Origin of the sequence: Nocardiopsis sp. NPDC049922, assembly GCF_040660275.1 — a bacterium.
Classification (GTDB): domain Bacteria; phylum Actinomycetota; class Actinomycetes; order Streptosporangiales; family Streptosporangiaceae; genus Nocardiopsis.
Genome location: NZ_JBFAME010000011.1, coordinates 131,086 through 154,089, shown reverse-complemented (window position 1 = coordinate 154,089; position 23,004 = coordinate 131,086). Strand labels below are relative to the sequence as shown.

At 72.5% G+C, this 23,004-nt stretch carries 23 protein-coding genes; 11 read left to right on the top strand and 12 right to left on the bottom strand.

The features are described 5' to 3' along the window. Window positions 1-9 precede the first annotated feature (9 nt). Window positions 10-201: a ferredoxin gene (locus tag AB0I72_RS20950; RefSeq protein ID WP_358571199.1), complete on the top strand. Its 192-nt coding sequence runs from the start codon at window positions 10-12 to the stop codon at window positions 199-201. On the opposite strand, the gene AB0I72_RS20945 is transcribed toward AB0I72_RS20950, so the two are convergent. Together AB0I72_RS20945 and AB0I72_RS20940 are read right to left on the bottom strand one after the other, a co-directional pair. Next, window positions 185-1,450: an FAD-dependent oxidoreductase gene (locus AB0I72_RS20945; RefSeq protein WP_358571196.1), complete on the bottom strand. Its 1,266-nt coding sequence runs from the start codon at window positions 1,448-1,450 to the stop codon at window positions 185-187. The genes AB0I72_RS20950 and AB0I72_RS20945 overlap by 17 nt on opposite strands. A 56-nt stretch (window positions 1,451-1,506) precedes the next feature. Beyond that, window positions 1,507-2,487, bottom strand: coding sequence for an asparaginase (locus tag AB0I72_RS20940; RefSeq protein WP_358571193.1), 981 nt, complete (start codon window positions 2,485-2,487; stop codon window positions 1,507-1,509). Window positions 2,488-2,768: 281 nt separating this feature from the next. Here AB0I72_RS20940 and AB0I72_RS20935 point away from each other — a divergent pair, with 281 nt between their 5' ends. Beyond that, on the top strand, window positions 2,769-3,683 hold the full coding sequence (locus AB0I72_RS20935; protein WP_358571190.1) for a 3'-5' exonuclease: 915 nt from the start codon (window positions 2,769-2,771) through the stop codon (window positions 3,681-3,683). On the opposite strand, the gene AB0I72_RS20930 is transcribed toward AB0I72_RS20935, so the two are convergent. The 3 genes from AB0I72_RS20930 to AB0I72_RS20920 all read right to left on the bottom strand — a co-directional run bounded on the left by AB0I72_RS20930 (window position 3,664) and on the right by AB0I72_RS20920 (window position 5,542). Then, entirely contained in the window at window positions 3,664-3,969 is a 306-nt protein-coding gene (locus AB0I72_RS20930; protein WP_358571246.1) for a hypothetical protein, read from the bottom strand. The two genes, AB0I72_RS20935 and AB0I72_RS20930, sit on opposite strands and share 20 nt — an antisense overlap. Before the next feature lie 152 nt (window positions 3,970-4,121). Next, window positions 4,122-4,781 carry a TetR/AcrR family transcriptional regulator gene (locus AB0I72_RS20925; protein ID WP_358571187.1) on the bottom strand — a complete coding sequence of 220 codons (660 nt, stop codon included), beginning with the start codon at window positions 4,779-4,781 and terminating at the stop codon, window positions 4,122-4,124. 74 nt (window positions 4,782-4,855) lie between these two features. Then, window positions 4,856-5,542, bottom strand: a complete 687-nt coding sequence (locus AB0I72_RS20920; protein ID WP_358571184.1) for a biliverdin-producing heme oxygenase — start codon at window positions 5,540-5,542, stop codon at window positions 4,856-4,858. A 447-nt stretch (window positions 5,543-5,989) separates the two neighbouring features. On the opposite strand from AB0I72_RS20920, the gene AB0I72_RS20915 reads away from it, so the two are divergent. The 6 genes from AB0I72_RS20915 to AB0I72_RS20890 all read left to right on the top strand — a co-directional run bounded on the left by AB0I72_RS20915 (window position 5,990) and on the right by AB0I72_RS20890 (window position 12,435). Next, window positions 5,990-7,264 (top strand): fused response regulator/phosphatase, encoded by a 1,275-nt coding sequence (locus AB0I72_RS20915; protein ID WP_358571181.1) that lies wholly within the window; start codon window positions 5,990-5,992, stop codon window positions 7,262-7,264. 77 nt (window positions 7,265-7,341) lie between these two features. Next, window positions 7,342-9,174 (top strand): ATP-binding protein, encoded by a 1,833-nt coding sequence (locus AB0I72_RS20910; RefSeq protein WP_358571244.1) that lies wholly within the window; start codon window positions 7,342-7,344, stop codon window positions 9,172-9,174. A gap of 30 nt (window positions 9,175-9,204) precedes the next feature. Further along, on the top strand, window positions 9,205-9,639 hold the full coding sequence (locus tag AB0I72_RS20905) for a response regulator (protein ID WP_075925808.1): 435 nt from the start codon (window positions 9,205-9,207) through the stop codon (window positions 9,637-9,639). A gap of 148 nt (window positions 9,640-9,787) precedes the next feature. Beyond that, window positions 9,788-10,315, top strand: coding sequence for a low molecular weight protein-tyrosine-phosphatase (locus tag AB0I72_RS20900; RefSeq protein ID WP_358571178.1), 528 nt, complete (start codon window positions 9,788-9,790; stop codon window positions 10,313-10,315). 5 nt (window positions 10,316-10,320) lie between these two features. After that, the gene (locus AB0I72_RS20895; RefSeq protein WP_358571175.1) at window positions 10,321-11,265 is read left to right on the top strand and encodes a fructosamine kinase family protein; all 945 of its coding nucleotides are present in this window, start codon (window positions 10,321-10,323) and stop codon (window positions 11,263-11,265) included. A 69-nt stretch (window positions 11,266-11,334) separates the two neighbouring features. Beyond that, entirely contained in the window at window positions 11,335-12,435 is a 1,101-nt protein-coding gene (locus AB0I72_RS20890; RefSeq protein ID WP_358571172.1) for a Gfo/Idh/MocA family oxidoreductase, read from the top strand. 1 nt (window position 12,436) lies between these two features. On the opposite strand, the gene AB0I72_RS20885 is transcribed toward AB0I72_RS20890, so the two are convergent. Next, window positions 12,437-13,036 carry a TetR family transcriptional regulator gene (locus tag AB0I72_RS20885; RefSeq protein ID WP_358571169.1) on the bottom strand — a complete coding sequence of 200 codons (600 nt, stop codon included), beginning with the start codon at window positions 13,034-13,036 and terminating at the stop codon, window positions 12,437-12,439. 141 nt (window positions 13,037-13,177) lie between these two features. Between AB0I72_RS20885 and AB0I72_RS20880 the strand changes: the two genes are divergently transcribed. Further along, window positions 13,178-14,539, top strand: coding sequence for a four-carbon acid sugar kinase family protein (locus tag AB0I72_RS20880; protein WP_358571166.1), 1,362 nt, complete (start codon window positions 13,178-13,180; stop codon window positions 14,537-14,539). Window positions 14,540-14,564: 25 nt separating this feature from the next. Here the strand turns inward: AB0I72_RS20880 and AB0I72_RS20875 are convergent, their stop codons facing one another. The 5 genes from AB0I72_RS20875 to AB0I72_RS20855 all read right to left on the bottom strand — a co-directional run bounded on the left by AB0I72_RS20875 (window position 14,565) and on the right by AB0I72_RS20855 (window position 19,239). Further along, window positions 14,565-15,479 carry an alpha/beta fold hydrolase gene (locus tag AB0I72_RS20875; RefSeq protein WP_358571163.1) on the bottom strand — a complete coding sequence of 305 codons (915 nt, stop codon included), beginning with the start codon at window positions 15,477-15,479 and terminating at the stop codon, window positions 14,565-14,567. Between the two features lie 28 nt (window positions 15,480-15,507). Further along, on the bottom strand, window positions 15,508-15,825 hold the full coding sequence (locus tag AB0I72_RS20870; RefSeq protein ID WP_358571160.1) for a DUF4873 domain-containing protein: 318 nt from the start codon (window positions 15,823-15,825) through the stop codon (window positions 15,508-15,510). After that, window positions 15,822-17,321: an NAD(P)/FAD-dependent oxidoreductase gene (locus AB0I72_RS20865; RefSeq protein WP_358571157.1), complete on the bottom strand. Its 1,500-nt coding sequence runs from the start codon at window positions 17,319-17,321 to the stop codon at window positions 15,822-15,824. Before AB0I72_RS20865 ends, AB0I72_RS20870 begins: the two co-directional genes overlap by 4 nt. A 137-nt stretch (window positions 17,322-17,458) precedes the next feature. Further along, window positions 17,459-18,373: a diiron oxygenase gene (locus tag AB0I72_RS20860; protein WP_358571154.1), complete on the bottom strand. Its 915-nt coding sequence runs from the start codon at window positions 18,371-18,373 to the stop codon at window positions 17,459-17,461. 11 nt (window positions 18,374-18,384) lie between these two features. After that, complete coding sequence (locus AB0I72_RS20855) at window positions 18,385-19,239, bottom strand: SDR family NAD(P)-dependent oxidoreductase (protein ID WP_358571151.1); 855 nt, start codon at window positions 19,237-19,239, stop codon at window positions 18,385-18,387. A gap of 175 nt (window positions 19,240-19,414) precedes the next feature. Here AB0I72_RS20855 and AB0I72_RS20850 point away from each other — a divergent pair, with 175 nt between their 5' ends. After that, complete coding sequence (locus tag AB0I72_RS20850; RefSeq protein WP_358571148.1) at window positions 19,415-20,206, top strand: MerR family transcriptional regulator; 792 nt, start codon at window positions 19,415-19,417, stop codon at window positions 20,204-20,206. Window positions 20,207-20,259: 53 nt separating this feature from the next. Here AB0I72_RS20850 and AB0I72_RS20845 read toward each other — a convergent pair whose 3' ends face one another. Then, window positions 20,260-22,062, bottom strand: coding sequence for a GMC family oxidoreductase (locus AB0I72_RS20845; RefSeq protein ID WP_358571241.1), 1,803 nt, complete (start codon window positions 22,060-22,062; stop codon window positions 20,260-20,262). Window positions 22,063-22,353: 291 nt separating this feature from the next. On the opposite strand from AB0I72_RS20845, the gene AB0I72_RS20840 reads away from it, so the two are divergent. Next, window positions 22,354-23,001 carry a DUF6230 family protein gene (locus AB0I72_RS20840; RefSeq protein ID WP_358571145.1) on the top strand — a complete coding sequence of 216 codons (648 nt, stop codon included), beginning with the start codon at window positions 22,354-22,356 and terminating at the stop codon, window positions 22,999-23,001. The last annotated feature ends 3 nt before the right edge of the window (window positions 23,002-23,004 follow it).

The window sequence follows — 23,004 nt, the reverse complement described above, 5'->3', positions numbered from 1 at the left end:
GGGACAGCCATGCGAGTCGAGGTCGATTTCGACCGGTGCGAGAGCAACGCCCTGTGCATGGGGGCGGCCCCCGAGGTCTTCGAGGTCCGCGACGACGACTTCCTCAACGTCCTGACCGAGGAACCCTCCGCCGACCTGCACGGGAAGGTGCGTGAGGCAGCGCGCCTGTGCCCCAAGCAGGCCATCACCGTGAAGGAGTAGCTTCCGCGGCGGTCAGCGCCTCGTCCCATGTCGTGGGCTCCTCCAGCAGACCCCGGTAGCGCATGGTCCGCGGCGTTGACCGCAACCCCAGCACCCCGGTGAGCATCCCGTCGCGGCCCAGGAAGGCCACGAACTTCCGGTCCTCCGGAGACCCGTGCACGAACGCGACCTCATCGGCGGGTGCGGCCTGTCCCAGCAGCTGGATCTTCATCTTGTATTGGTCCGACCAGAAATAGGGGACCGGGGTGAAGGGCGTCCGTCCCGAGCCCGCGAGGAGGTTGCGGGCCGCCGCCTCCCCCTGCTGGCTGGCGTTCGTCCAGTGCTCCAGCCGGATCCGACCGCCGTAGCGCGGGTGCGGCCAGTTCGCCAGGTCGCCGACGGCGTACACGTGGGGCACGGACGTCTCGGAGAACGCGTCGCAGGCCACGGAGCCGTCGGGGAGCAGTTCCACACCGGATCCGCGCAGCCACTCGGTGTTCAGGCTCACGCCCAGCCCGGCCACCACGAGGGACGCCTCGATCGCGGACCCGTCGGCCAGTCGGACGCGCTCCACGCGGCCGGCGCCCTCGAACCCGGTCACCCCCGCCCCGAGGCGCACGTCGACGCCGTTCTCCCGGTGCAGCTCGGTCAGGACCCGCCCGATCCTGGGGTCGATCACCCGTGTCAGCGGCGTCGGCGCCGCCTCCACCAGCGTCACCTCCATGCCCACCGCGCGGGCGCTGGCCGCCACCTCGGCGCCGACGAAGCCCGCTCCGACGACCACGAGGCGGCCGCCGGAGTCGAAGGCGGCGCGCACGGCCTCGGCGTCGTCCAGGGTGCGCAGCACGTGCACGCCCGCGAGCGTCGTGTCGGGCCGCCGCGCCCGGGCGCCGCTCGCGATGACGAGGCCGTCGTAGCGCACCGTCCCCGAGCCCGCGGGACCCCTCACGCCGACCTCGCGCGCCCGGGTGTCGAGCCCGACGGCGCGGGTGTTCGGGCGGAAGTCCAGGTCCAGGGCGTCCACCGCGGCGTCGTCGCGCAGTCGCAGGGCGCGGTGGCCCACGAGCCAGCCGGGAGCGCCGTTCGACGGGTCCATGCCGACCCCGGTGAGGACCTCCTTGGACAGCGGAGGCCGCGAGTAGGGGCGGTACGGTTCCTCGCCGACCAGCGTGATCCGCCCGTCGAACCCCTGCTCGCGCAGGGACTCCGCCGTGTGCAGCCCCGCCATTCCGGCGCCGACGATGACGATGTCGCTGAGGGTGTCCGGCACTGTGGTGCCCTTCCGATGTCGGGTCGGGTCGTGTCCGCCGGGGTCAGCGGACCGAGCTACAGCGCGCGGACCTCCCCGACGGGCGCGCCGCCGCCGTGGATCTCGACGCGCAGCCGGTCGTGGACGGGGGAGACGTCCGCACCGATGGTGCGCAGGGCGTCGAGTGCGACCAGGGTACGCGCCCGCTCCTCGGCGTCGCCGTCGCTGATCTTGACCGCGACGGTCTCGCCGGTGGGCGCGCCGATGAGGTGCACCCCGTCCGCGCCGATCTTGGCCACCATCCCCGGGACGCGGGTCATGAGCTCGGTGTCGATCCGGTCGGTGCCCGACACGTACTCGGGGTGGGCGCTCATGGCGTCGGTGACGGCGCGTTCGGGGCTGCCGTCGGGGGCGGTGCGCATGCGCCACAGTCCCCGGGCGAGCCCGACCAGGGAGACGGCGAGCTGGGGCGCCCCGCAGCCGTCGACGGCGGTGTGCGCGACGCGTTCGCCGGTCAGCTCCTCGACGGTCTCGCGGACCAGGACCTGGAGGGGGTGCTCGGGGTCGAGGTAGTCGTCGGTGCTCCAGCCCCGCTGGACGCAGGCGGAGAGCATGCCCGCGTGCTTGCCCGAGCAGTTCATGAGCAGGCGCTCGGGTGCGCGGCCCGCGCGCAGGAACGCGCGGCGCGCCGCCCGCCCGCCGGGGATGTCCTCGGGGCACCGCAGGGCGTCGGGTGTGAGTCCGGCCTTGGCGAGGATCCGCTCGGCCTCGGCGGCGTGCATGTCCTCGCCGCCGTGGCTGCCGGCGGCGATGGCGAGGGAGCTGCCCTCCAGCGGGGCGCCCGCGCGCAGCATGGCCAGCGCCTGGAAGGGCTTGGCGGCCGAGCGGGGGAACATGGGCTGGTGGACGGGGCCGCGCGCGAGGGCGATCCGTCCGGTCGGGGACAGGGCGACCACCGCGCCGTAGTGGACGCTCTCCCGCATGCCGGAGCGGGTGACCTCCGCGAGGGGCACGTACTCCGGGTGCGGGCTCAGCGTCGGCTGCGGGGTGTCGGGCATGCGGGCTCTCCTCGCCGTTGAGGTTGGGTGCGCGGGGAGTGTCCATGTTTCTGTGGACACGACTAAGAACGTTACATAATGCACCTTTCTTCCGTTGCTGGGGTGGGATCAGCCACCCCGGCCTCCGATCACCCGCGTGGAGGACCCGCACCGTGCGCGCACGGTCGGCGGGAGGCCGCGCACGCGGCGGTTCGGTGTCGCGCACGGGGAGTAAGGTCGGTTCGGGTACGGACCGGGCCGGACACCGGTGGACCGGCGGTGACGAGGGAGTGGAGCACGCGATGGGAACGCTGCGGTTGGGCTCGCTGACCCGGAGGCGGGTCGGCCCGCGGGCGGCGGACCTGGAGTACGCGGTGCTCGACACGGAGACGACCGGGCTGGATCCGGGCACGGGCGCCCGCGTCGTCGAGGTCGCCGTGGTGCGCCTGCGCGGCGACGGCACGGTGGTCGAGGAGTTCAACACACTGGTGGACCCGCGCACCGAGGTCGGCGGACGCGAGTTCCACGGCATCGGCGAGAGCGACACCGTCGGCGCCCCCACCTCCGCCCAGCTGGTGCCCAAGCTGACCGAACTCGTCTCCGGCGCGGTCGTGGTCAGTCACAACCTGGACTTCGAGCAGCGCTTTCTGGCCTCCGAGCTGGTCCCCGCCGGGCTGCCCCGGGGCCAGTCAGGCCTGTGCACGCTGCGCGCCCTGCGCTCCCAGCTCGACCTGCGCCGCTACTCCCTCGCCCGCGCCTCCCACGCGCTCAGCGGGGACTGGCCGACCGGGCAGCACACCGCGCTCGGCGACGCCCGGGCCTGCGCCAAGCTGCTCGCCGAGCTGCTGGCCAACGCCCCCGGCGAACTGCGCTACGACGGCCCCGAGCCGAGGACCCTCCCGGTCTCCGGCGCGCGGGTCGCGGCCACCTCCGTGCGGTGGAAACCGCGCACGGGCGGGGGCCCCGGCGGCCTCGGGCCGCTCCGTCCCTGGCCGTCGTGCTGGCGGAGGGTGGAGCTGGACCCCGACCTGTGCGGCGGCGCGTTCGACGACCGATCGCGTGCCGGGGCGGAGCTGGCCGCCCACCGCGACACCCGTCTGCGCGCGCGGATGGCCGCGGTGGCCGCGGTGACGGGAACGGTGGCCGCCACGGCGGTCGGCGGTCTGCTGGTGCGCATGGCGGGCGAGTCCGGCGGCCTCAGAGGCCGGAGAGGGTGAGGAAGAAGGCCACGATCAGCGCGCTCCCGCCGACCGTCGTGCACAGGGCGCGCCCCTGCTCGGTGAGCCGCGCGGAGGTCAGCTCGACGCGTGCGCGCGTGCCGACGGAGCCGGCGCCCGCCCTCGGGCGGGCGGCCGTGCCGCCGCGCGGGGCGGCGGACCCGGAGCGGGCCGCGGCGCCCCGGCGCGCGGTCGGGAGGCGGCCCGCCGGAACGTAGCGGGGCACCTTGTTGAACAGGGCGAGCGACACCAGCGCGGCGCCGAACAGCAGCAGGACGAGGGACACGTCGGTGAGGGCCTCACGACTCGGTCGGGTGGTCGGCTGCCCGGGAGGGGCGGGCAGCCCGATTCTCACCGACGCCGCCGACGCACCGCGACTCCGTCCGCCCGGGACGGGCCCACCGCGCGGGTTACGGGCCCGCCCTTATCGCACCCTGTTCACGCGCTCGCGCCGTGGGTCACGGTCCGGGTGGATTTCGGCAGGACGGTGTCGACGGTTTCGGCCGCCACCCCCAGAGCGCGGAGGACGAACCGCGTCACCAGCGCGTGGGTCTCGTCGAGGTCGATCTCCCCGCTCACGAGCGGGATGCGCTGGGAGCCCACCATGGACAGGGTGAGCCGGGCGGTCGCCTCGGCGGGCAGCGGGTCGAACTCCCCGGCGGCCGTACCCTCCTCCAGGATCTCGGTGAGCAGGCGTTGCATGGGCGCGACGTGCGCGGCGAGCGCCTGGTAGGCGTCGGGGCCGAGGCTGGCCCCGAGTTCGGCGGCGGGCGGGTGCGGATGGGCGACGATGCCTTCGAGCTGGAGACGGACGAACGCGGAGACCCTGCGCGCGGCGGACACGCCCGAGGGGAGTTCGCGCCTGTACTGGTCGACGAACGCGCTGCTGACCTCCTCGGTGAAGGCCAGGAGCAGCGTCGCCTTGTCGGGGAAGTAGTTGTACAGGGCCGTGCGGGTGATGCCCGCGGCGTTGGCCACGTGGGTCATGGAGACGCGGTCGATCCCCTGTGACCGGATCAGCTCGTCGACGGCCGCCATGATGCGCTCCCGTGTGCGGGCACGGTGCGCGGCGATGGTCGGTGCCGTGATCTTGGGCATCCTCCTATGGTGTCACGCCGACCGACCGGGCGGCACCGGTCGGCGACTCCGGGTCACCGTACCGGAGCACGGAGTCAGCCGCCTTGGGCGTCGGGGGCGTGGTGGCGTCCGAGGTCGGCGAGGACCTCGGTGTTGAGCTGGTAGGCCAGTCGGGTCTCCCGGACGAGCCGGTCGGCCGCGGCCGGGGTCAGGTCCAGGGAGTCGAGCCGTGCGCGGTAGCCGGAGCGGAACCGCGGCAGGCTCCCGAGCTCGTCGAAGACGTAGAAGGACAGGCCCTCGTGCGTGAGGTCGTAGGTCCTGGCGGCCACCTGGCGGATGAACTGGCCCCCGGACACGTCGCCCATGTAGCGCGTGTAGTGGTGGGCGACGAAACCCTCGGGGTGGTCGGCCATCTGCTCGATGCGCGCCACGTAGGTGCGCGTGGCGGAGCTGGGGGAGATCCGGTCCCGGAAGTCGGGCCCCAGGAGGTGTTCCAGGTCGCGGACGAGCGCGGGCACGCGCAGGAGTTCGGGCTGGTGGAAGCGGCCCGCGACGGGGTCGTCGATCAGGGCCCGACCCAGGTTCTCCAGGGCGACGTAGGCGAAGTAGTGCTGGGCGACCATCGCGGTGTAGCCGTCGAGGGGGAGGGTGCCCTCCATGAGCGCCCGGGTGAAGCCGTGGTACTCCGCCGCCTCGTGGTCGCCCCACGTGGCCGCCTTGAGCCGTTCGGAGAACGGGACCTCGGCGGGTGGGGATGTGGGGGCCTGGGCCGTCGCGCTCATCCGAGCTGTCCGCCTTCCGCTTCGGGTATTTCATGACATGATGTCATCAACATGGGATCCGGTGTCAAGTTTGATATGACACCTTGTCGAAAAAATTGCCGACACACCCGTGAATCGAGCCGAACATCACATTCCGCACGTGCCCGTGCATGAGCGGCTGCGCGTGCGGAAAACGGTCGCAGCGGGCCTGCACATGCACCACCGAGCGGTCGCGGCGGCTCCCACGTGCGACGGAGGAACGCCCGCCGCGGTCACCGACGTTGGATGTGTCTCGTCACGCGCGCTGGTCAACAGGTCGCCATGGCGTTTATCGTTTGGGTGTCGTGCGGGTCCGAACCGCCGGGAAGACCCGAGGTGTCCAACCTCGGGACACGCGGCGCGACAGCGCCCCACGGACCAGCAGACCAAAGGCGATGAGTGGATACCAGGAGAACAGGGCACGATCCCGTGACGGTGATCGGCGACGAGGCGGCCGGTGCCGTCACCACACACGGCGCCGCCGCGCATGACGGCGCCGTCCTCGGTGACGACCTCGCCCCGGCCCACCGCGTGGAGGCCGCCGTCGAGTCGGTCGACGTCCTGCTTGTCGAAGACGACCCGGGCGACGCCCTCCTCGCCGAGGAACTGCTCGCCGACACCCCTCTGACGACCCGCATCACGTGGGTGCCCACGCTCGCGGACGCCCGCGCGGCCCTGAAGGGCTTCCGCGGCTGCGTCCTTCTCGACCTCAACCTCCCCGACGCGCAGGGCCTGGACCTCCTGCGCGAGGTGCTCCAGAGCGCGCCCTCGGCCGCCGTCGTCGTCCTCACCGGCCTCGACGACGAACACGAGGGCGTGGCCGCGGTCGCCGCCGGCGCCCAGGACTACCTCGTCAAGGGCCAGGTCGACGGTTCGCTCCTCGGCCGGAGCCTGCGCTACTCGCTGGAGCGCCGCCGCGCCGACGACAACGCCCGGCAGCTGCACGAGGCCCGGATGCGCGCCCGTGAGAACACGCGCCTCGAACGCGGCCTCCTGCCCCAGGTCCTCCTCCAGAGCTCGCCGCTGAGCCACCGCGCCTACTACCGCCCCGGCCGCAAGCGCGCCGTGGTCGGCGGCGACTTCTACGACGCCGTGGAGAAGAACGGCACCACGCACGTCATCATCGGCGACGTCAGCGGCCACGGCCCCGACGAGGCCGCGCTCGGCGTGAGCCTGCGGATCGCCTGGCGGACCCTCGTCATGGCCGGGGTCGCCGAGGAACGCGTGCTGCCCAACCTCGAGGAGATCCTGGTCAGCGAGCGGGCCCAGGAGGAGATGTACGCCACGCTGTGCATGGCCAGCCTGGACACCGGCGCCGACCGCGTGCGCGTGCGCGTCCTCGGCCACCCGCCGCCCCTGGTCATCCAGGACGGATCGGTCGTGGAGACCCAGGCGTCCCCGCAGCCCCCGCTGGGCGTGTTCCCCGTCGAGGAGACCGCCGCGGACGAGGTCGTCCTGCCGGTGGGCGCGAGCATGCTCTTCTACACCGACGGTCTCGTCGACGCCTACGACGGCGGCCCGCCCGCGCGGCTGGAGGTCGCCGGGCTGCGCCGCATGGTCAGCGGCGTCCTGGACCAGGGCGTCTCCCTGAGGCGCCTGCCCGAACACGTGGTGGACGAGGCCGAGCGCAGCAACGGCGGCCCGCTCCAGGACGACGTGGCGATGCTGCTCATCGAGCACGGTGTGAACGGGGACGACGCGTGAGCCGTGCGGAGGAGGCGGCCGTGCGGCCCGAGGAGACCGAACCCCGCCGGACCGCGGGCAGCCCGGTCGGAGGTGTCCTGTTCGCGGACGGGGTACCGCGCGGACTGGTCGGCCCGCGCGCGCCCTGGAGCCTGCGCCGCCGCGTCACCAGCCTGTTGACCGTCGTCGCCGTGGTGCTCGTGACCGCGGTGTCGGTGATCACCCTGGCCGCGCTCAACGCGCGCGACTCGCTCACGTTGCAGGTGGACTCCCTCACCCCGGCGGTGAACGCCGTCGAGCAGACGCGCGCCGCCTACCTCAGCCAGGACCACGCCCTGCGCGGATACATCCTCACGCAGGACCGCGAGTTCCTGGAGCCCTACGTCGAGGGCAACGTGACCCTGCTGGACAACCGCGCCGACCTCGAACGGCTGGCCGAGAACAACCCCGAGGTGGCCTCCAACGTCGAGGACCTGCTCATCGCCGGGGAGGTGTGGACCGGCGATTTCGCCGAGCCCGTCCTGGAACAGGTGAGCAACGGCGAGAGCCCCTCCCAGGAGGACCTCCAGCGCGGCCGCGTGCTCTTCCTGGAGCTCAACCGGGTCAGCGACGCCACCAACCAGCAGCTCCAGAGCGAGATCGAGCAGGCCCGCACGGGGCTGACGCTGGCGACGCAGCAGGTCGTCGCTCTGCTCGTCCTGGTCGGCCTGGTCGTGGTGTTCCTGTCGGTGTTCCTGTGGGTCATGCTTCAGCAGTGGGTTCTGCGCCCCCTGGAGGACCTGGCCGGGCACATGCGCCAGGTGTCGGAGGGCTACTACGCCCACCGCATCACCCTCCAGGGCCCGCCGGAGATCGTGCGGCTGGGCCAGGACGTGGACGCCATGCGCGAGCGGATCGTGCACGACCTGGACGAGGTGGCCAACGCGCGCCGCGCGCTCCAGGAGCAGTCCACCCTGCTGGAGCACCAGACCGAGGAGCTGCGCCGCTCCAACCTGGAGCTGGAGCAGTTCGCCTACGTCGCCTCCCACGACCTCCAGGAGCCGCTGCGCAAGGTGGCGAGCTTCTGCCAGCTGCTGCAACGCCGCTACCACGGGCAGCTGGACGAGCGCGCCGACTCCTACATCGACTTCGCGGTCGAGGGGGCCAAGCGCATGCAGACCCTCATCAACGACCTCCTCGCCTTCTCCCGGGTCGGCCGGACCAAGGACTTCGCGTCCGTGGACCTGGACGTGGCGCTCGGCGACGCGCTGAGCAGCCTGTCGACCCGCCTGGAGGAGGCGGGCGCCGATGTCACGGGCGACCCCATGCCCACCGTCCAGGGCGACCGCACCCTGCTCACCCAGGTGTTCTTCAACCTGGTGGGCAACGCCGTGAAGTTCCGCGCCGAGGAGGACCCACGGGTCCACATCAGCGTCGAGCGCCGCGGTGACGAGTGGGTGTTCTGCTGCACGGACAACGGGATCGGGATCGAACCGCAGTACGCCGAGCGCATCTTCGTGATCTTCCAGCGGTTGCATACCCGCGACAAGTACACGGGAACGGGCATCGGCCTGGCGATGTGCAAGAAGATCGTGGAGTTCCACGGCGGCCGGATCTGGCTGGACACCGACGACGGGTCGCAGGACGCCGTCCGGACCGGAACGCGCATATGCTGGTCACTGCCCGCCGACCCCGATGAGGGCGTGACGGCCGACACGGAAACCGTGGCGGACGTCGGCGACGATATCGGGGACGAGGGGGCGGAGGACGCCGCGGACGCGACCGCGCACACGGACGCGGACACGACGCCGGAGACCGCGCGGCGGTCGACGGACACCGACGCTCCCGGAGGGGACGGCGCCGAGCCGGACGAACGGCCCGACACGGTGTCCTCCTCCCGGTCCGTCACCGATGGCGGTACGGTTCCCCCCGGTGACGGGGCGGGGCCCTGATACCAGGGGTCTGGAAGCTTGAGCGAGGTCATGTTGGTGCATCCCATCGAGGTGCTGCTGGTCGAGGACGACCCCGGAGACGTCCTCATGACCAAGGAGGCGTTCGAGGAACACAAGCTGGGCAACCGCCTGCACGTGGTCTCGGACGGTGTGGAGGCCCTGCGGTTCCTGCGCCGCGAGGGCGAGTACACCGAGGCTCCCCGCCCGCACCTGATCCTGCTCGACCTCAACCTGCCCCGTAAGGACGGTCGGGAGGTCCTGGAGGAGGTCAAGGCGGACGACGAGCTCGCCCACATCCCGATCGTGGTGCTGACGACCTCCGAGGCCGAGGAGGACGTGCTGCGCAGCTACCGGTTGCACGCCAACGCCTACGTGCCCAAACCGGTGGACTTCGAGCAGTTCATCAAGGTGGTCCGCCAGATCGACGACTTCTTCGTCACCGTGGTGCGCCTGCCCAAGGGCTGACCGGCCCGCCCTCCCCTCACCGCCCCGGGCCGCCCTTCGGCGGCCCCCGACGCCGCCGTCCGCCCGTGCGGCCGAACCGTGTACCCGTTCGGTCTCTCCCGGCAGGTGGAACGGGTGAGCTGCGCGGTTATTGGTTACCGTAGGGGGCATGAGCTTGCCGGAACCGCGTGACCCCGCCGGGCCGTACCGGGTCAGCCTCGTGTGCCTGGGCAACATCTGCCGCTCACCCATGGCCGAGAAGGTCCTGGCCGCCGACCTGGAACGGGCGGGGCTGGGCGATCTCGTGGCGGTGGACAGCTTCGGCACGGGCGACTGGCACGTCGGCGGCGGCATGGACCCGCGCGCCGCCTCCACCCTGCGCGTCCACGGATACCTCACCGACCACACGGCCAGGCAGTTCGAGGCCTCGCTGCTCGCCGAACGGGACCTGGTCCTGGCCCTGGACCTCGACAACCTCGCCGATCTGCGCGGTGTCGTGGACGAGCGCGGCGCGGAGTTCGGCTTCTCCGCCGACCGCCTGCGCCTGTTCCGGTCCTTCGCGCCGGGTGCGGGACCCAACCCCGAGGTGCCCGATCCCTACTACGGCGGCGACGACGGCTTCACCGCCGTCCTCAACATGGTGGAGGCCGCCGCCAAGGGGCTGACCGGCGAACTCGTCGTGCGGCTGCGTGGATAGCGCCGGTGGACGGAGACCCGATCGTGTGCCCCGTCGGCGGTGACGACGGCGACGGGACCCGCGGGGGCCGCCGCCGGGACCCCGTCACCGGAACCATGGCCGAGCGCCTCACCGCGCTGCTCGGGCAGGGCGTCCGCCGCGCCGCCCGGGCCGGGACCAGCCACGACTGGGAGATCTCCTACGCCGAGCTGACCGACGGCACGCGCCTGTTCGTCAAGTCCCTGCCCCGGGGCGCCCCGGCGAGCGGGGTGCTCACCGCCGAGGCGCGCGGGCTCGACTGGCTCGGCCGCGGCCTGGGGTCCCCCGCGATCGACGTCGTGGCCTGGGACGAGCGCATCCTGGTCCTGCCGTGGGTCGGGGAGCGCGAACCGTCGGCGCCCGCCGCCGAACGGCTGGGCCGCCAGCTCGCCGGGATGCACCTGACCGGCGCCGACCACTTCGGCGCGGACTGGCCCGGCTACATCGGGCCGCTGCCCATGGACCACACGCCCTCGCCGGACTGGACGCGCTTCTACGCCGAACAGCGGCTCCGCCCCTACCTGCGCCAGGCCGTCGACCAGGGCGCGCTCACCCCCGCCGACGCCCGGATCGTCGAGCGGGTGGTCGACGCCGTGCCCGACCTGGCCGGGACGCCCGAGCCCCCGGCCCGCGTCCACGGCGATCTGTGGAACGGCAACGTGATCTGGCGGGCGGACGACGCCGTGCTGGTGGACCCGGCCGCGCACGGCGGGCACAGGGAGGCCGACCTGGCGATGCTCGCGCTGTTCGGCCTGCCGTTCCTGGACCGCGTGCGGGACGCCTACAACGAGGTGGCTCCGCTGGCGGACGGCTGGCGGTCGCGGGTGGCGCTGCACCAACTGCACCCGCTGCTCGTGCACGTGTGCCTGTTCGGGGCCGCGTACCGGACGACGACGCTGGAGGCCGCGCGCACCGCGCTGCGGGGCGGGTGAGCGTGAGGGGTCGCCCGAGGCGCGGGGCGGGCGGGCCGCCCGGTGTCGCGGGGGCCGTAGATTGGGCGCATGTCTGACGTATCCCACCACCCTGAGCTGGGCACTCACGCCGGCCCCGAGCTGCACGTCGCGCTGGTCGGCTACGGGAAGGGCGGCGAGGTCTTCCACGCCCCGATCATCGACGCGGTGCCGGGCCTGCGGTTGTCCGCCGTGGTCACGAGCGATCCCCGGCGGCGGGCGGCGGCCGAGGCGCGCTACCCCGGCGTCACCGTCTACCGGACGCCGGCCGACCTGTGGGCCGACGCCGACCGCTACGAGATCGCGGTCGTGACCACCCCCAACCACACGCACGCGCCGCTCGCGCGGGCCGCCCTGGAGGCGGGGCTGTCGGTGGTCGTGGACAAGCCGTTCGCGCTCACCGCGGACGAGGCGCGGGAGTTGACGCGGACGGCGGAGCGGCTGGAGCGGGTGCTCACCGTGTACCAGAACCGCCGCTGGGACGCGGACTTCCTGACGCTGTGGAGGTTGGTGGAGGAGGGCGCGCTGGGGCGGGTGCACCGGTTCGAGTCGCGGTTCGAGCGATGGCGTCCCGAGGCCAGGGGCACGTGGCGCGACAGCGGATCGGCGGCCGAGGGGGCGGGCATCCTGTACGACCTCGGGCCGCACCTGATCGACCAGGCGGTCAACCTGTTCGGCCCGGTGGCCTCGGTCTACGCCGAGGTGGACGCGCTGCGCCCCGGGGTGGGGGCGGACGACGACGTGTTCCTCGCGCTCACGCACGAGCGGGGGACGCGGTCGCACCTGTGGATGAGCGCGCTCTCGGCCCAGAACGGGCCGCGGTTCCGGGTGCTGGGCGACGCGGGAGCGTACACCAGCCACGGTCTGGACGGTCAGGAGGACCGGCTGGGCGCGGGCGAGCGGCCGGACGCGCGGGACTGGGGCGTGGTGCCGGAAGAGGCGTGGGGGACGCTCGGGGCGGAGGGCGACGTTCGTCGGGTGCCCAGCGCGCGGGGGGCCTACCCGGAGTTCTACACGGCGGTGCGGGACGCGGTCGGTGAGGGTGAGCCGCTGCCGGTCGACCCGCACGAGGTGATCCACGGGCTGGAGGTCATCGAGGCCGCCCGGCGCGGTGCCGGGACGGGCGAGGTGGTTCCGCTGCGCGAGGCGTGAGTCAGGCGGCCGGGGGGTTGCCGAGGGCCGTGCGGGTGAAGTCGACGAGGAACTCGCGCAGGCGCTCCTGCTCGGCGTCCGTGGCCGCGTCGGGCCCCAGGACGAGGCGGGCGATCTGCGGGGCGATCTGGGGCCAGACCGCCAAGCCGATCAGGGTGAGGAGCAGCTGCCGGGTGTCGGACGCCGCGGCGGTGTCGCCGAGGGCGTCGGAGAGCGAGGCGACCTTGGCGTCGTAGAGTTCGGCGCGCTCCTCCTCGGCGGGCAGGCGGGCGTTGCCGTAGTGCAGGGACTCCCACAGCAGCAGCCGCAGCAGGTCGGGGTGCTCGCGGTGGTAGTCGAAGCAGCGGGCGACGTAGGCGGCGGGGTCGCGGTCGTCGGTGACGGTGACGGCCTGGGAGAGTTCGTTGAGGGCCTGGACGACGACGTAGCGGAAGAGCTGTTCCTTGTCGCCGAAGTGGGCGTAGATGCGCTGTTTGTTGACCCCGGCGCGCTCGGCGATCCGGTCCACGCGCGCCCCGGCGATGCCGTGCTCGGCGAACTCGTTCCTCGCGGCCTGGAGGAGGCGGGCACGGGTGGTCTCGGTGCGGGTGGCGTTGCGCATGGTGACAGATTAAGCCAACCGGTTGGTTGCCGGAATCGGGAACGACGCGGACGGGACGCCCGAGCCGGAGCCCCGCGCACCGGCCTTTGGCCCTATGTTGGAGGGAGGTTACCCCAGCGTTTCGTCCGAAGGAGCAGTGCCGTGGCCCAGGTCCTCGTGGTGGCGGACGACCTCACCGGAGCCAACGCCACCGGTGCCCGGTTCGCGCGCACCGGCATGCGCGTGGCCACGGTGACCCCTGAGCACGTGAGCCGGGTGGAGGCCGACTACGACGTCGTCGTGGCCAACCTGGACAGCCGCCACGTGCCCCCCGAACAGGCGGCCGACCTGGTGACCGACGTGGTCGAGGCGGTGTGGCCGGTGGGCCTGGTGGTCAAGCGGACCGACAGCACCCTGCGGGGGAACGTCGGGGCCGAACTGGAGGCCGCCTACGACGCCGTGCGCGAGCGGGTGCCGCCCGGGACCCGGGTCAGGGTCCTGTTCACCCCGGCGTTCCCCGGCTCCGGCCGGATCACGGAGGACGGCGTGCAGCTGCTCAACGGGCAGCCGCTGGAGCGCACCGACCTGGCACTCGATCCCCTGAACCCGATGACCACCAGCGTGGTGGCCGACATCCTCGCCGCGCAGACCGAGCTGCCGGTGCGGCACGTGCCCGTCCGGCAGATCACGCAGAGGATGCTCACCGCGGAGCTGCTCGCGGGCGACGAACCCGTGGTGGTGTGCGACGCGAGCTCGGAGCAGCACCTGAACGACATCGCGGAGGCGGCGGCCGAGGCGCACCACGAGGAGGGGGTCGTGTGGGTGTCGGTCGACCCGGGGCCCACGGGGGCGCTGCTCGCCTACGCGCTGCGCCTGCGCGGCCAGGCCGGTTCCCGTGGCGCGCTGCTCGGGGTCGCGGGCAGTACGACGGATCTGACGCGTCGCCAGTTGGCCACGGTGGCGCGGACGGGGGCGGTGCGGTTCGTCGATCTCGACGCGGTGGCGCTCAGTGATCCGGACAGCGACCACGCGGACACGGTCGCCGAGGAGCTGACCGAGCAGTTGACGTCGACGGGCTTCCCGGATCTGTGCGTGGTGCGCGTGGTGACCACCGCCGAACGCGTGCGGGAGCTGCCGGTCCAGGCCCGGGCGGAGCTGCCGGGGCGGATCGCGCGCCTGGTGGCGGACGTCGTCAACGACATCGCGGACACGACGGGGGCCCAGGCTCTGCCGAGCGGGCTGTACCTGACCGGGGGAGACCTCACCGCGAGCCTCCTGGACGAACTGGACGTGCACGCCGTGGACGTCGGCGGCGAGGTCGTGCCGCTGGCCGTGCACGGGCATCTGAGCGGTGGGCCGCTGGACGGCACACCGGTGGTGGCCAAGGGGGGTCTGGTCGGCGACGACATCACGCTGGTCGAGTGCCTGGCGAAGCTGCGCAGGGCGGTGCAGACGCGGCTGCACCAGGTGCACTCGGAGGTGTCGGAGCACGTCGTGCCGACGCTGACGAGGGGGAACGCCTGAGACCGGCGCGCACGCGCCGGGGAGGTCACGGGGCCCTGTTCGCCCTCCTCGCCGGGTCCGCCTTCAGGTGGTCGGCGGCCAGCTTCTCCAGCAGCTCGGCCAACACCCCGGGCGCCTCCAACGGGCCCATGTGCCCGATCCCCGGCACCTCCCGCACCTCCTCGCAGCGGGGGAGCAACGACGCGATGTGGTGCGCGTGCCACGGCGGCGTGAACCTGTCCTCGGCGCCGGCGACGACCACGGTCGGCGCGGTGATCCGGCGTGCCGGGTCGTCCAGCTCCAGGGACGCCAGCACCGCTCCCCAACGACCGCGCGCCACGGGCTCGCACGCGTGCACCATGCGCGTCGTGAGGCGCCTGGCGCGCGGGTCCGCCCTCCTGCCCAGGACCAGGTACCTCAGCGCGGCGGCGGAGACCGGGTTGGCCGGGCCCATCGGCAGCGTGGCGCGCAGGAACGCCTGCCCGCCGAGGTGACCGAGCGCTCCGGGCAGCGGGAAGGCCGTCGACTTCCGCACCAGCTGCGTGCACCCGGTGTTGGTGAGCAGCACGGCGGCGGCCCGGTCGGCGAACGCCGGGCGCGGACCGGCCGCCATCACGGTCATCCCGCCGATGCTGTGACCGGCGACGACGGCCCGTCGGCCGTCGGGGAGGGTCGCCTCCAGGACGGCGCACAGGTCGTCGGCGAGCTTGTCCGTGCCGTACCCGGCCCTCGTGATCGGGGTCTGGCTGCGCCCGTGCCCGCGCTGGTCGTACAGGACCACGCGCAGGCCCGGGTCGAGTGCGCGGACGACCGGACCCCAGGAGGCCAGGGACGTGGCCCAGCAGTGGGCGAGGACCACGGTCGGACCGTCCTCGGGACCGCGCACCTCGACGTGCAGCCGGGTGCGGTCGGCGGAACGCACGGTGAGTTCCCGGGCCTGGCCCAGGTGTCGGGTTGCCATCGGGGGTGCCTCTCGATCGGGGGAACGCTCAGTCGTCGATGGTGACGTCGGGGACCGCGAAGGGCGGGGCGCCCGTTCCGCTGACCGGATGTCCGCCCCAGAGGTTGGGCTCGTCCAGGTCGCCGGTGCCCTCGTGGCCCTCGGGGGTCCGGACCCGGACGGTGCGCACGCCCCGGGCGAAGGCCGCGCTCAGGGCGGGGTGGGCCGAGAACCGCCCCTTCCACCGGTAGTCGCCGGTCAGCGGCGAGAAGTGCCCCGCGAGGTGGGCGTCGACCTCGACCTCCTCGTCGGGCAGGACGACGGTCACCGCCCCCCGGTACTCCTCCTCGTCGTCGAACCCGCTCACCGTGCCGCCCCCGCGCGGTTGAGGCGCAGGTCGTAGTTGTGCGGGTCAAACCAGCGGGTCCGCAGCGCGTAGCTCCAGGTGAACGAGGGCCACAGCGTGGTGTTGCGGCCCTCCTCGTTCAGGTACCAGCTGTCGCAGCCCCCGGACACCCACACGGTGCCCTCCATGGCCCGGGCGACCATCCGGTTGTAGGCGCGCTGGGCCTCGGGCCTGACGGCGAGACGGTCGACGCGGTTGCGGCAGGCGTAGGTGAGCGCCCGCATCGTGTACCGGATCTGCGCCTCGATCATGAACACCTGCGAGGTGTGGCCCAGGCCGGTGTTCGGCCCCGCGAGCACGAAGGCGTTGGGGTACCCGGCGACCGTGGTGCCGCGGAAGGCCTGTGCGGTGGAGCCCCAGTGCTGGGCCAGGGACACTCCGTCGGCGTCGAGGATCCGATGGGCGATCGGCGGGTCGGTCACGTGGAAGCCGGTGCCGAGGATGATCGTGTCGACCTCGTGCTCGACCTCGCGGCCCGAGGCGTCGCGGGTGACCACCGCGTGCGGGCGGATCTCGACGATGCCGTCGGTGACCACGTCGACGTTGGGCTGTGCGAGCGCCGGGTAGTAGTCGTTGGACATGAGGATGCGCTTGCAGCCCGCGCGGAAGTCCGGGGTCAGCTTGGCGCGCAGCTCGGGGTCCTTGACACCGCGGTGGATGTTGGCCCGACCGAGACGTTCGACGACGGAGAGCAGTCTCGGGTTCTTGGCGAAGCCGAACACGTAGTTCTCCCGACCCCAGTAGATGCTCGTGCGGGCGATCTTCTGGGTGAGGGGGAGGTTGCGGAACAGCCAGCTCTCCAGCCCGGTGATGTCGCGGTCGTGGCGGAACATCACCCAGGGCGCGGTGCGCTGGAACAGGCTGAGCGACCCGACCCTCGGCTGGATCCGGGGGACGAACTGGATCGCCGACGCCCCGGTGCCGATCACGGCCACCCGGCGGCCCGTGAGGTCGTGGTCGTGGTCCCAGTCGGCCGAGTGGAACATCGTCCCCTCGAAGGCGTCCAGCCCCTTGATGTCGGGGAAGGACGGGTCGGCGAGCGGCCCCGCGCCGCTGACCAGGAACTGGGCGGTGACCGTTCCGCCGGTGGTCTCGATCCGCCACCGGTTGCGCCGGGGCTCCCACCGCGCGGCGGTCACGTCGTGGCGGTGGCGGACGTGGCGGTCGACGCCGTACTCGCCCGCGACGCGCTTGAGGTACTCCCAGATCTCGGGCTGGGGGGAGAACGAGCGGCTCCAGCCGGGGTTGGGCGCGAACGAGAACGAGTACAGGTGCGAGGGGACGTCGCAGGCGGCTCCGGGATAGGAGTTGTCCCGCCACGTGCCGCCCAGGTCGTCGGCGCGTTCCAGGACGACGAAGTCCTCCAGGCCGGCCTGCCTGAGCCGGACGGCCATGCCGATCCCGGCGAAACCGGTCCCGATGACGGCCACCCGGAAGTGCGGTGGTTCCTCGGTCAAGGTGGGGTCCCTTTCGTGCGAACCGAACCGGCCCCGCGGGGTCGGGGGAGTCGGGGGGAGCGGGCCCCCGGGGGGGAGCCGTTGTCGGCGGGCGTGGCGCGTTCCGCCCGCCGACAACGGCGTTCACGGGCTCGGCGTCAACGGCCGAGCAGTCCGGCCTTCCTCCAGAAGTGCCGACCCAGGCCGGAGATGGCGCCGGCGGTGGTCAGGGTCCCGACGACCTTGCGGGCCGCCCAGGTCTTCGTGTCGATCCAGTGCGGGTTGGCCTTCGCGGCCCGGTAGGCCTCCTTGGGGTCCAGCCCGACCTGCTCGTAGACCTTCGGGTTGATCAGCCTGGTGGTCGAGTAGTACGTGACCAGGCCGAGGACGAGGCGGCTGTAGGCCTTGTTCAGGGCGCCGCGCCGCGCCCAGTCGCGCGCGAACTCCTCGCGGGCGTAGCGCATGTGCCGCGCCTCCTCCACCACGTGGATGCGGGACACGGAGCGCACCAGGGGCAGGATCTGCTCGTCCGTCACCGCCTCGCGCTGGATCTGGTCGAGGACCTCCTCGACGAACAGCGCCCCCGCGAAGATCAGCGGCCCGTGCGCGATCGCCTTGAACACCCGCCCGAGGTGGTAGGCCACGGGGTCGAGGCGGTGCGCGTGCCACCCGAGCTTGCCGACCATCCTGGCGAACATGACCGTGTGGCGGCACTCGTCGGCGATCTCGGTGTAGGCGTACTGGACGTGGTTGGTGGTGGGGTCGTTGTGGTAGGCGTGCCGCACCAGCATCTGCATGAGGATGGTCTCGAACCAGATGCCGACGGTGGCGACGGAGGCGACCTCCAGGCGGCTCAGCTCCTTGCGCTTCTCCTCGCTGAGCCGGTCCCACAGGGGGGTGCCGTAGAGGGAGATCCGCTCGGGGCGCAGGGCCCACATGTCGGGGTCCACGGGGGCGTCCCAGTCGATCTCGACGAGCGGGTCGAAGGAGGCCTTGGCCGAACCGCGCAGGAGGCGCCTGGCGATGTCCTCACGGTCGGTGAGCTTGGGTTTCGCGGTGGTCTGAACGGTCATCTCGGTCCTCCTCAGGACGCGTTCGGCCGGGGGGCCGCGCCGACGTGACGGGCGTGGATTCCCTGGGCGATCTCCGCGTCGCCGAAGGCGCCGTCCGCCAGGAGCAGACCCAGTTGGAGCGACACGATCCGTTCCGTCGTGCCGGGGAAGTGCCGTGTCAGGTGCAGGGCGACCGTCCCGAGGCCGGTGGAGGCCGCGTCGCGCGGCGCCCTCCGGGCTCCGGCGGCCCGAACCACCGCCATGACCGTGTCCCGTTCGCGTTCGGCGGGCACGAGGCCGTCCAGGGCGACGCCGGTGGCTCGGGAGCTCTCGTGGATGGGGGTGTCGACGTAGCCGGGGTAGACGGTGGTCACTCCGACGTGGGTGCCGTACTCGGCGCGCAGGCAGTCGGCGTAGGCGACCAGGGCGCGCTTGGAGACGGTGTAGGCCCCGGCGAAGGGGACTTGGAGGTTGGCCAGCAGTGACGAGGTGAGCACGACCCGGCCCCGGCTCCTCAGCAGCGCGGGCACGACGGCGGAGGTGACCCGCCAGGCGCCCAGGAGGTTGACCTCCAGCGCCTGGTGGACGTGGACGTCGGGTTCCGTGCCGATGTCGACCGCCGGGCCGATCCCCGCGTAGTGGATCAGCAGGTCGAGCCGTCCGTCGAGCTGGTCGAGGGCCTCGGCGACGGAGGCGCGGACCTGGGCGTCGTCGGTGATGTCGCAGCCGAGGACGCCGGGGGCGGGTTTGCGGTCGAGGCCGACGACGTTCACCCCGAGGTGCCGGAGGACGGCCACGGTGGCGCCGCCGAACGCGCCGGACGCACCGGTGACGATGGCGTTCTGGCCGGGAAGCCGCCGCAGGTGGCGTGGCAGGGGGGTCGTCATGTGATCTCCTCCGCAGTCATTGCCGGAACGTTACAACGAGCATTGTCACAATGCAATGGGGTGGGAAGGAAAATCTACTTGCGGGTAGCTTCGCGGTGCGCGAAGGAACGCCCCGGTGGGCCCCGTGCCCCGGCAACCGGCCGACAGCGGGTGCGACGGTCTCTAGGCTTGTGCCATGGCCGAATACCGCATTGACGAACTCGCCAGGCTCGCGGACACGACTGTGCGCAACGTCCGGGTCTACCAGGACCGAGGGCTGCTCGCCCCGCCGCGCAAGCAGGGGCGTGTGGGCATCTACTCGGAGGCGCATCTGGCACGTCTGCGGCTGATCGGCCAGCTGCTGCGGCGCGGGTACACCTTCGCCAACATCGGCGAGATGTTCCAGGTGTGGGAGCGCGGCGGGGACCTCTCCGACATCCTCGGCTTCGAGTCGGCCATCGGGGACGCCTGGAGCGACGAGATCGCCGACTACGTCACGATCGGCGAGCTGCGCGACCTCTTCGGCAAGGAGGTGACGCCCAGAACCATAAAGCGCGCCGTCGACCTGAGGTTCATCGAGCGCGACGGGCTGCGCTTCCGCGTCCCCAGCCCGCGCCTGCTGCACGCCGGGGCCGAACTGGTCCGCATGGGCATGAGCGTGGACTCGGTCCTCGACATCGCGGAGAACCTGCGCGACAAGGTCGGCGACGTCGCCGAACACATGGTCCGGGTGGTCGCCGAGCACATCCTCGCGACGTACGCGCCGCTGACGGTGATACAGACCAACAGCGAGGAGGTCGCCGAGATCGCCGAACTGATCCGCCGCGTGCGCCCGCTCGCGCAGCAGGCCGTGGACGCGGTCCTGGCCCAGGCCATGGCCGAGCACATCAACGACGTGATGGGCGAGCACTTCGCCCTGGCGATGGAGCACCTGCGCGGGGAGTCGGGCGCCCACCCCCAGGAGGACGGCCCCGCGGGGCCCGCCTGATCCGGGCACGGCCGCACCCGGATCAGGCGGGCCCCGACACACCGCGGGGACGGTCAGCCGCCGCGCTCGGCGGAGTCCGCGTCGGCCCCGGCTCCGGCGGTCACGCCCTCTCCGGGGGTCTTCCCGGCCCCCGCGCCCCCGACCACCGACAGCGGCAGCGGGACGGTGTGGCGCAGCTCGGCGAAGGCTCCGGCCGGGACGGCGGGGGAGTGCGGGAACACGGGCTTCAGTCGCTGGTAGGGCGCGCCCTGCTCGGGCCGGGTGTCCGCCTCGCCCTTGTTCGGCCACAGCGACATCGCGCGCTCGGCCTGGGCGGTGATCGTCAGCGACGGGTTCACGCCCAGGTTGGCGGTGACGGCGGCGCCGTCCACCACGTGGATCCCCGGGTGCCCGTACAACCGGTGGTAGGGGTCGATCACCCCGTGGTCCGGCCCGTCGCCGATCGGGCAGCCGCCCAGGAAGTGCGCGGTCATCGGGATGTTGAACACGTCGCCGACGGTGCCGCCCGGGTAGCCGTCGATCCGCTCGGCGAGCCGCGTCGCCGCCTCCTGGCCCTCCGGGATCCAGGTCGGGTTCGGCTCCCCGTGGCCCTGGCGCGAGGTCAGGCGCTTGCGGCCGCCGAGCAGTCCGCGCCGGACCGAGGTGGTCAGCGAGTTGTCCAGGGACTGCATGACCAGTCCGATGATGATCCGCTCCGACCAGCGCCGGGTGGACAGGCTGCGCGCGAAGACGTAAGGGTGGCGCACGGCCCGCCCCAGGAAGCGCAGCCAGCGCGGCGCCCTCCCGCCGCCCGGCACCTGGATCGTGGTGAGCAGCCCCATCGCGTTGGAGCCCTTGCCGTACCGGACCGGTTCGATGTGGGTGTTCTCGTCGGGGTGGATGGAGGAGGTGATCGCCACACCCCGGGTCAGGTCCTCGGGCGGCGGCACGTGGCGGCTCATCGCGCCCACGAGCGCCTCGGAGTTGGTCCGGGTGAGCGTCCCGAGACGGGGGGACAGCCGGGGCAGCAGCCCGGAGTCGCGCATCCGGTGCAGGAGGGTCTGGGTGTTGTACGTTCCGGCGGCCACCACGACCTGACCGGCGGTGAACGTGCGGGCGTTCTCCCTGCGGCGCGGGGCGTCGGTGCGCACGGTGTCGACCGCGAACCCGCCGCCGGGGAGCTCGCGCAGGCGCTCGACGGTGGTCAGCGGGTGGACCTCGGCGCCCGCGCGCTCGGCGAAGTACAGGTAGTTCTCGGTGAGCGTGTTCTTGGCGCCGTGGCGGCAGCCGGTCATGCACTCGCCGCACTCGACGCAGGCCCGCCGCTCGGGGCCCGCGCCGCCGAAGTAGGGGTCGCCGACGGACTCCCCGGGCGCGCCCTTGGCGCCGTCACCGTCCTCGCCGTCGCCGAAGCACACGCCGACGGGGGTCAGACGGAAGGTGTGGCCCACGCCCATGTCCTCCGCGACCGCCTTCAGGTGCACGTCGGAGGGGGTGACAGTGGGGTTGGTGCGCACGCCGAGCATGCGTCGGGCCTGGTCGTAGAAGGGGGCCAGCTCGGACTTCCAGTCGGTGATGTGCCGCCACTGGGGGTCCTCGAAGAACGGGTCCATGGGGTGGTAGAGCGTGTTCGCGTAGTTGAGCGATCCGCCTCCGACCCCGGCCCCGGCGAGGATCATGACGTCGCGCAGGAGGTGGATCCGTTGGATGCCGTACATGCCCAGGTGCGGTGCCCAGAGGAAGTTGCGCAGGTCCCAGGAGGACGACGGCAGGGTTTGCGGGGTGAAACGGCGTCCGGCCTCCAGGACGCCGACGCGGTACCCCTTCTCGCTGAGGCGGAGGGCACTGACCGAGCCGCCGAAGCCGGATCCGACCACGACGACGTCGTAGTCGTGCCGGTCGGCGGGCTCCGCGGGGGAAGCGGCGGATGGGGGTGTGTTGCGCTCTGCGGACACGGAGGGTCTCTTTCCAAGGTCAGGTGTCGCGACCCGTGGTGCGCCGGATACGAGTCGGCAACATCGAATACGCCATCTAGAAATGTGACATTTTCTATTGTAACGTTCGTCACTACCGCCGAGTAGGTGTGTTCCATGTAACACGCGAGGCGCGTGTCGGCGCAACACACGTTCCCCCTCGCCCCCGCGGGCGGCGAAACCTGGAGGTCGCAGATGCCCAAGCCTTCCGACGAGACGCCCCGGGCGTCCCAGGACATGTCTGAGCGGCACGAAGGCACCGGAGGCACGCGCTGGCGGCGGTTCGCGCTCATCGTCGTCCCCGGACTGACGGCCGCCGCCGTCCTCGGCGGAATGACGACGCAGGGGCTGCTGGCCGCGTCGTTCGCCGTCTCCGGTGACAGCTTCAAGATGTCCGCCGACCGACTCGTCGGCCAGGGCTTCACGCAGTACGGCGACGTCGCCGAGTCCGTCGACGGCACGGGTCGCCCCGTCGGCCTGTCCACGGTCAACACCGCCACCCTCGACGACCTGTGCATGTCGTCGCTGTGGGACCTGGGCATCGGTGAGGCCACACTGGTGATCACCGCCGGCCAGGCGGACCCGGTCGAGGGCACGGACCTGGTGCTCGACCTGGAACAGCTGCGCGGCGACGCCGAGTTCAGCGAGATCGAGATCGGCCGCGACGCCAGCACCCTGGACAAGGCCGAGGGCGGTCAGGGCCCGGCGGGCGGTTTCGGTCTCCAGGCCGACACGATCACCGTCTCGGACGTGGAGCTGACCACCTGGGCGGTCACCTCCGGCAGCCTGCGGCTCAGCGGCCTCAACCTCGCGGTCCGCCCGGGCGACCACGAGTGCTTCTGATCC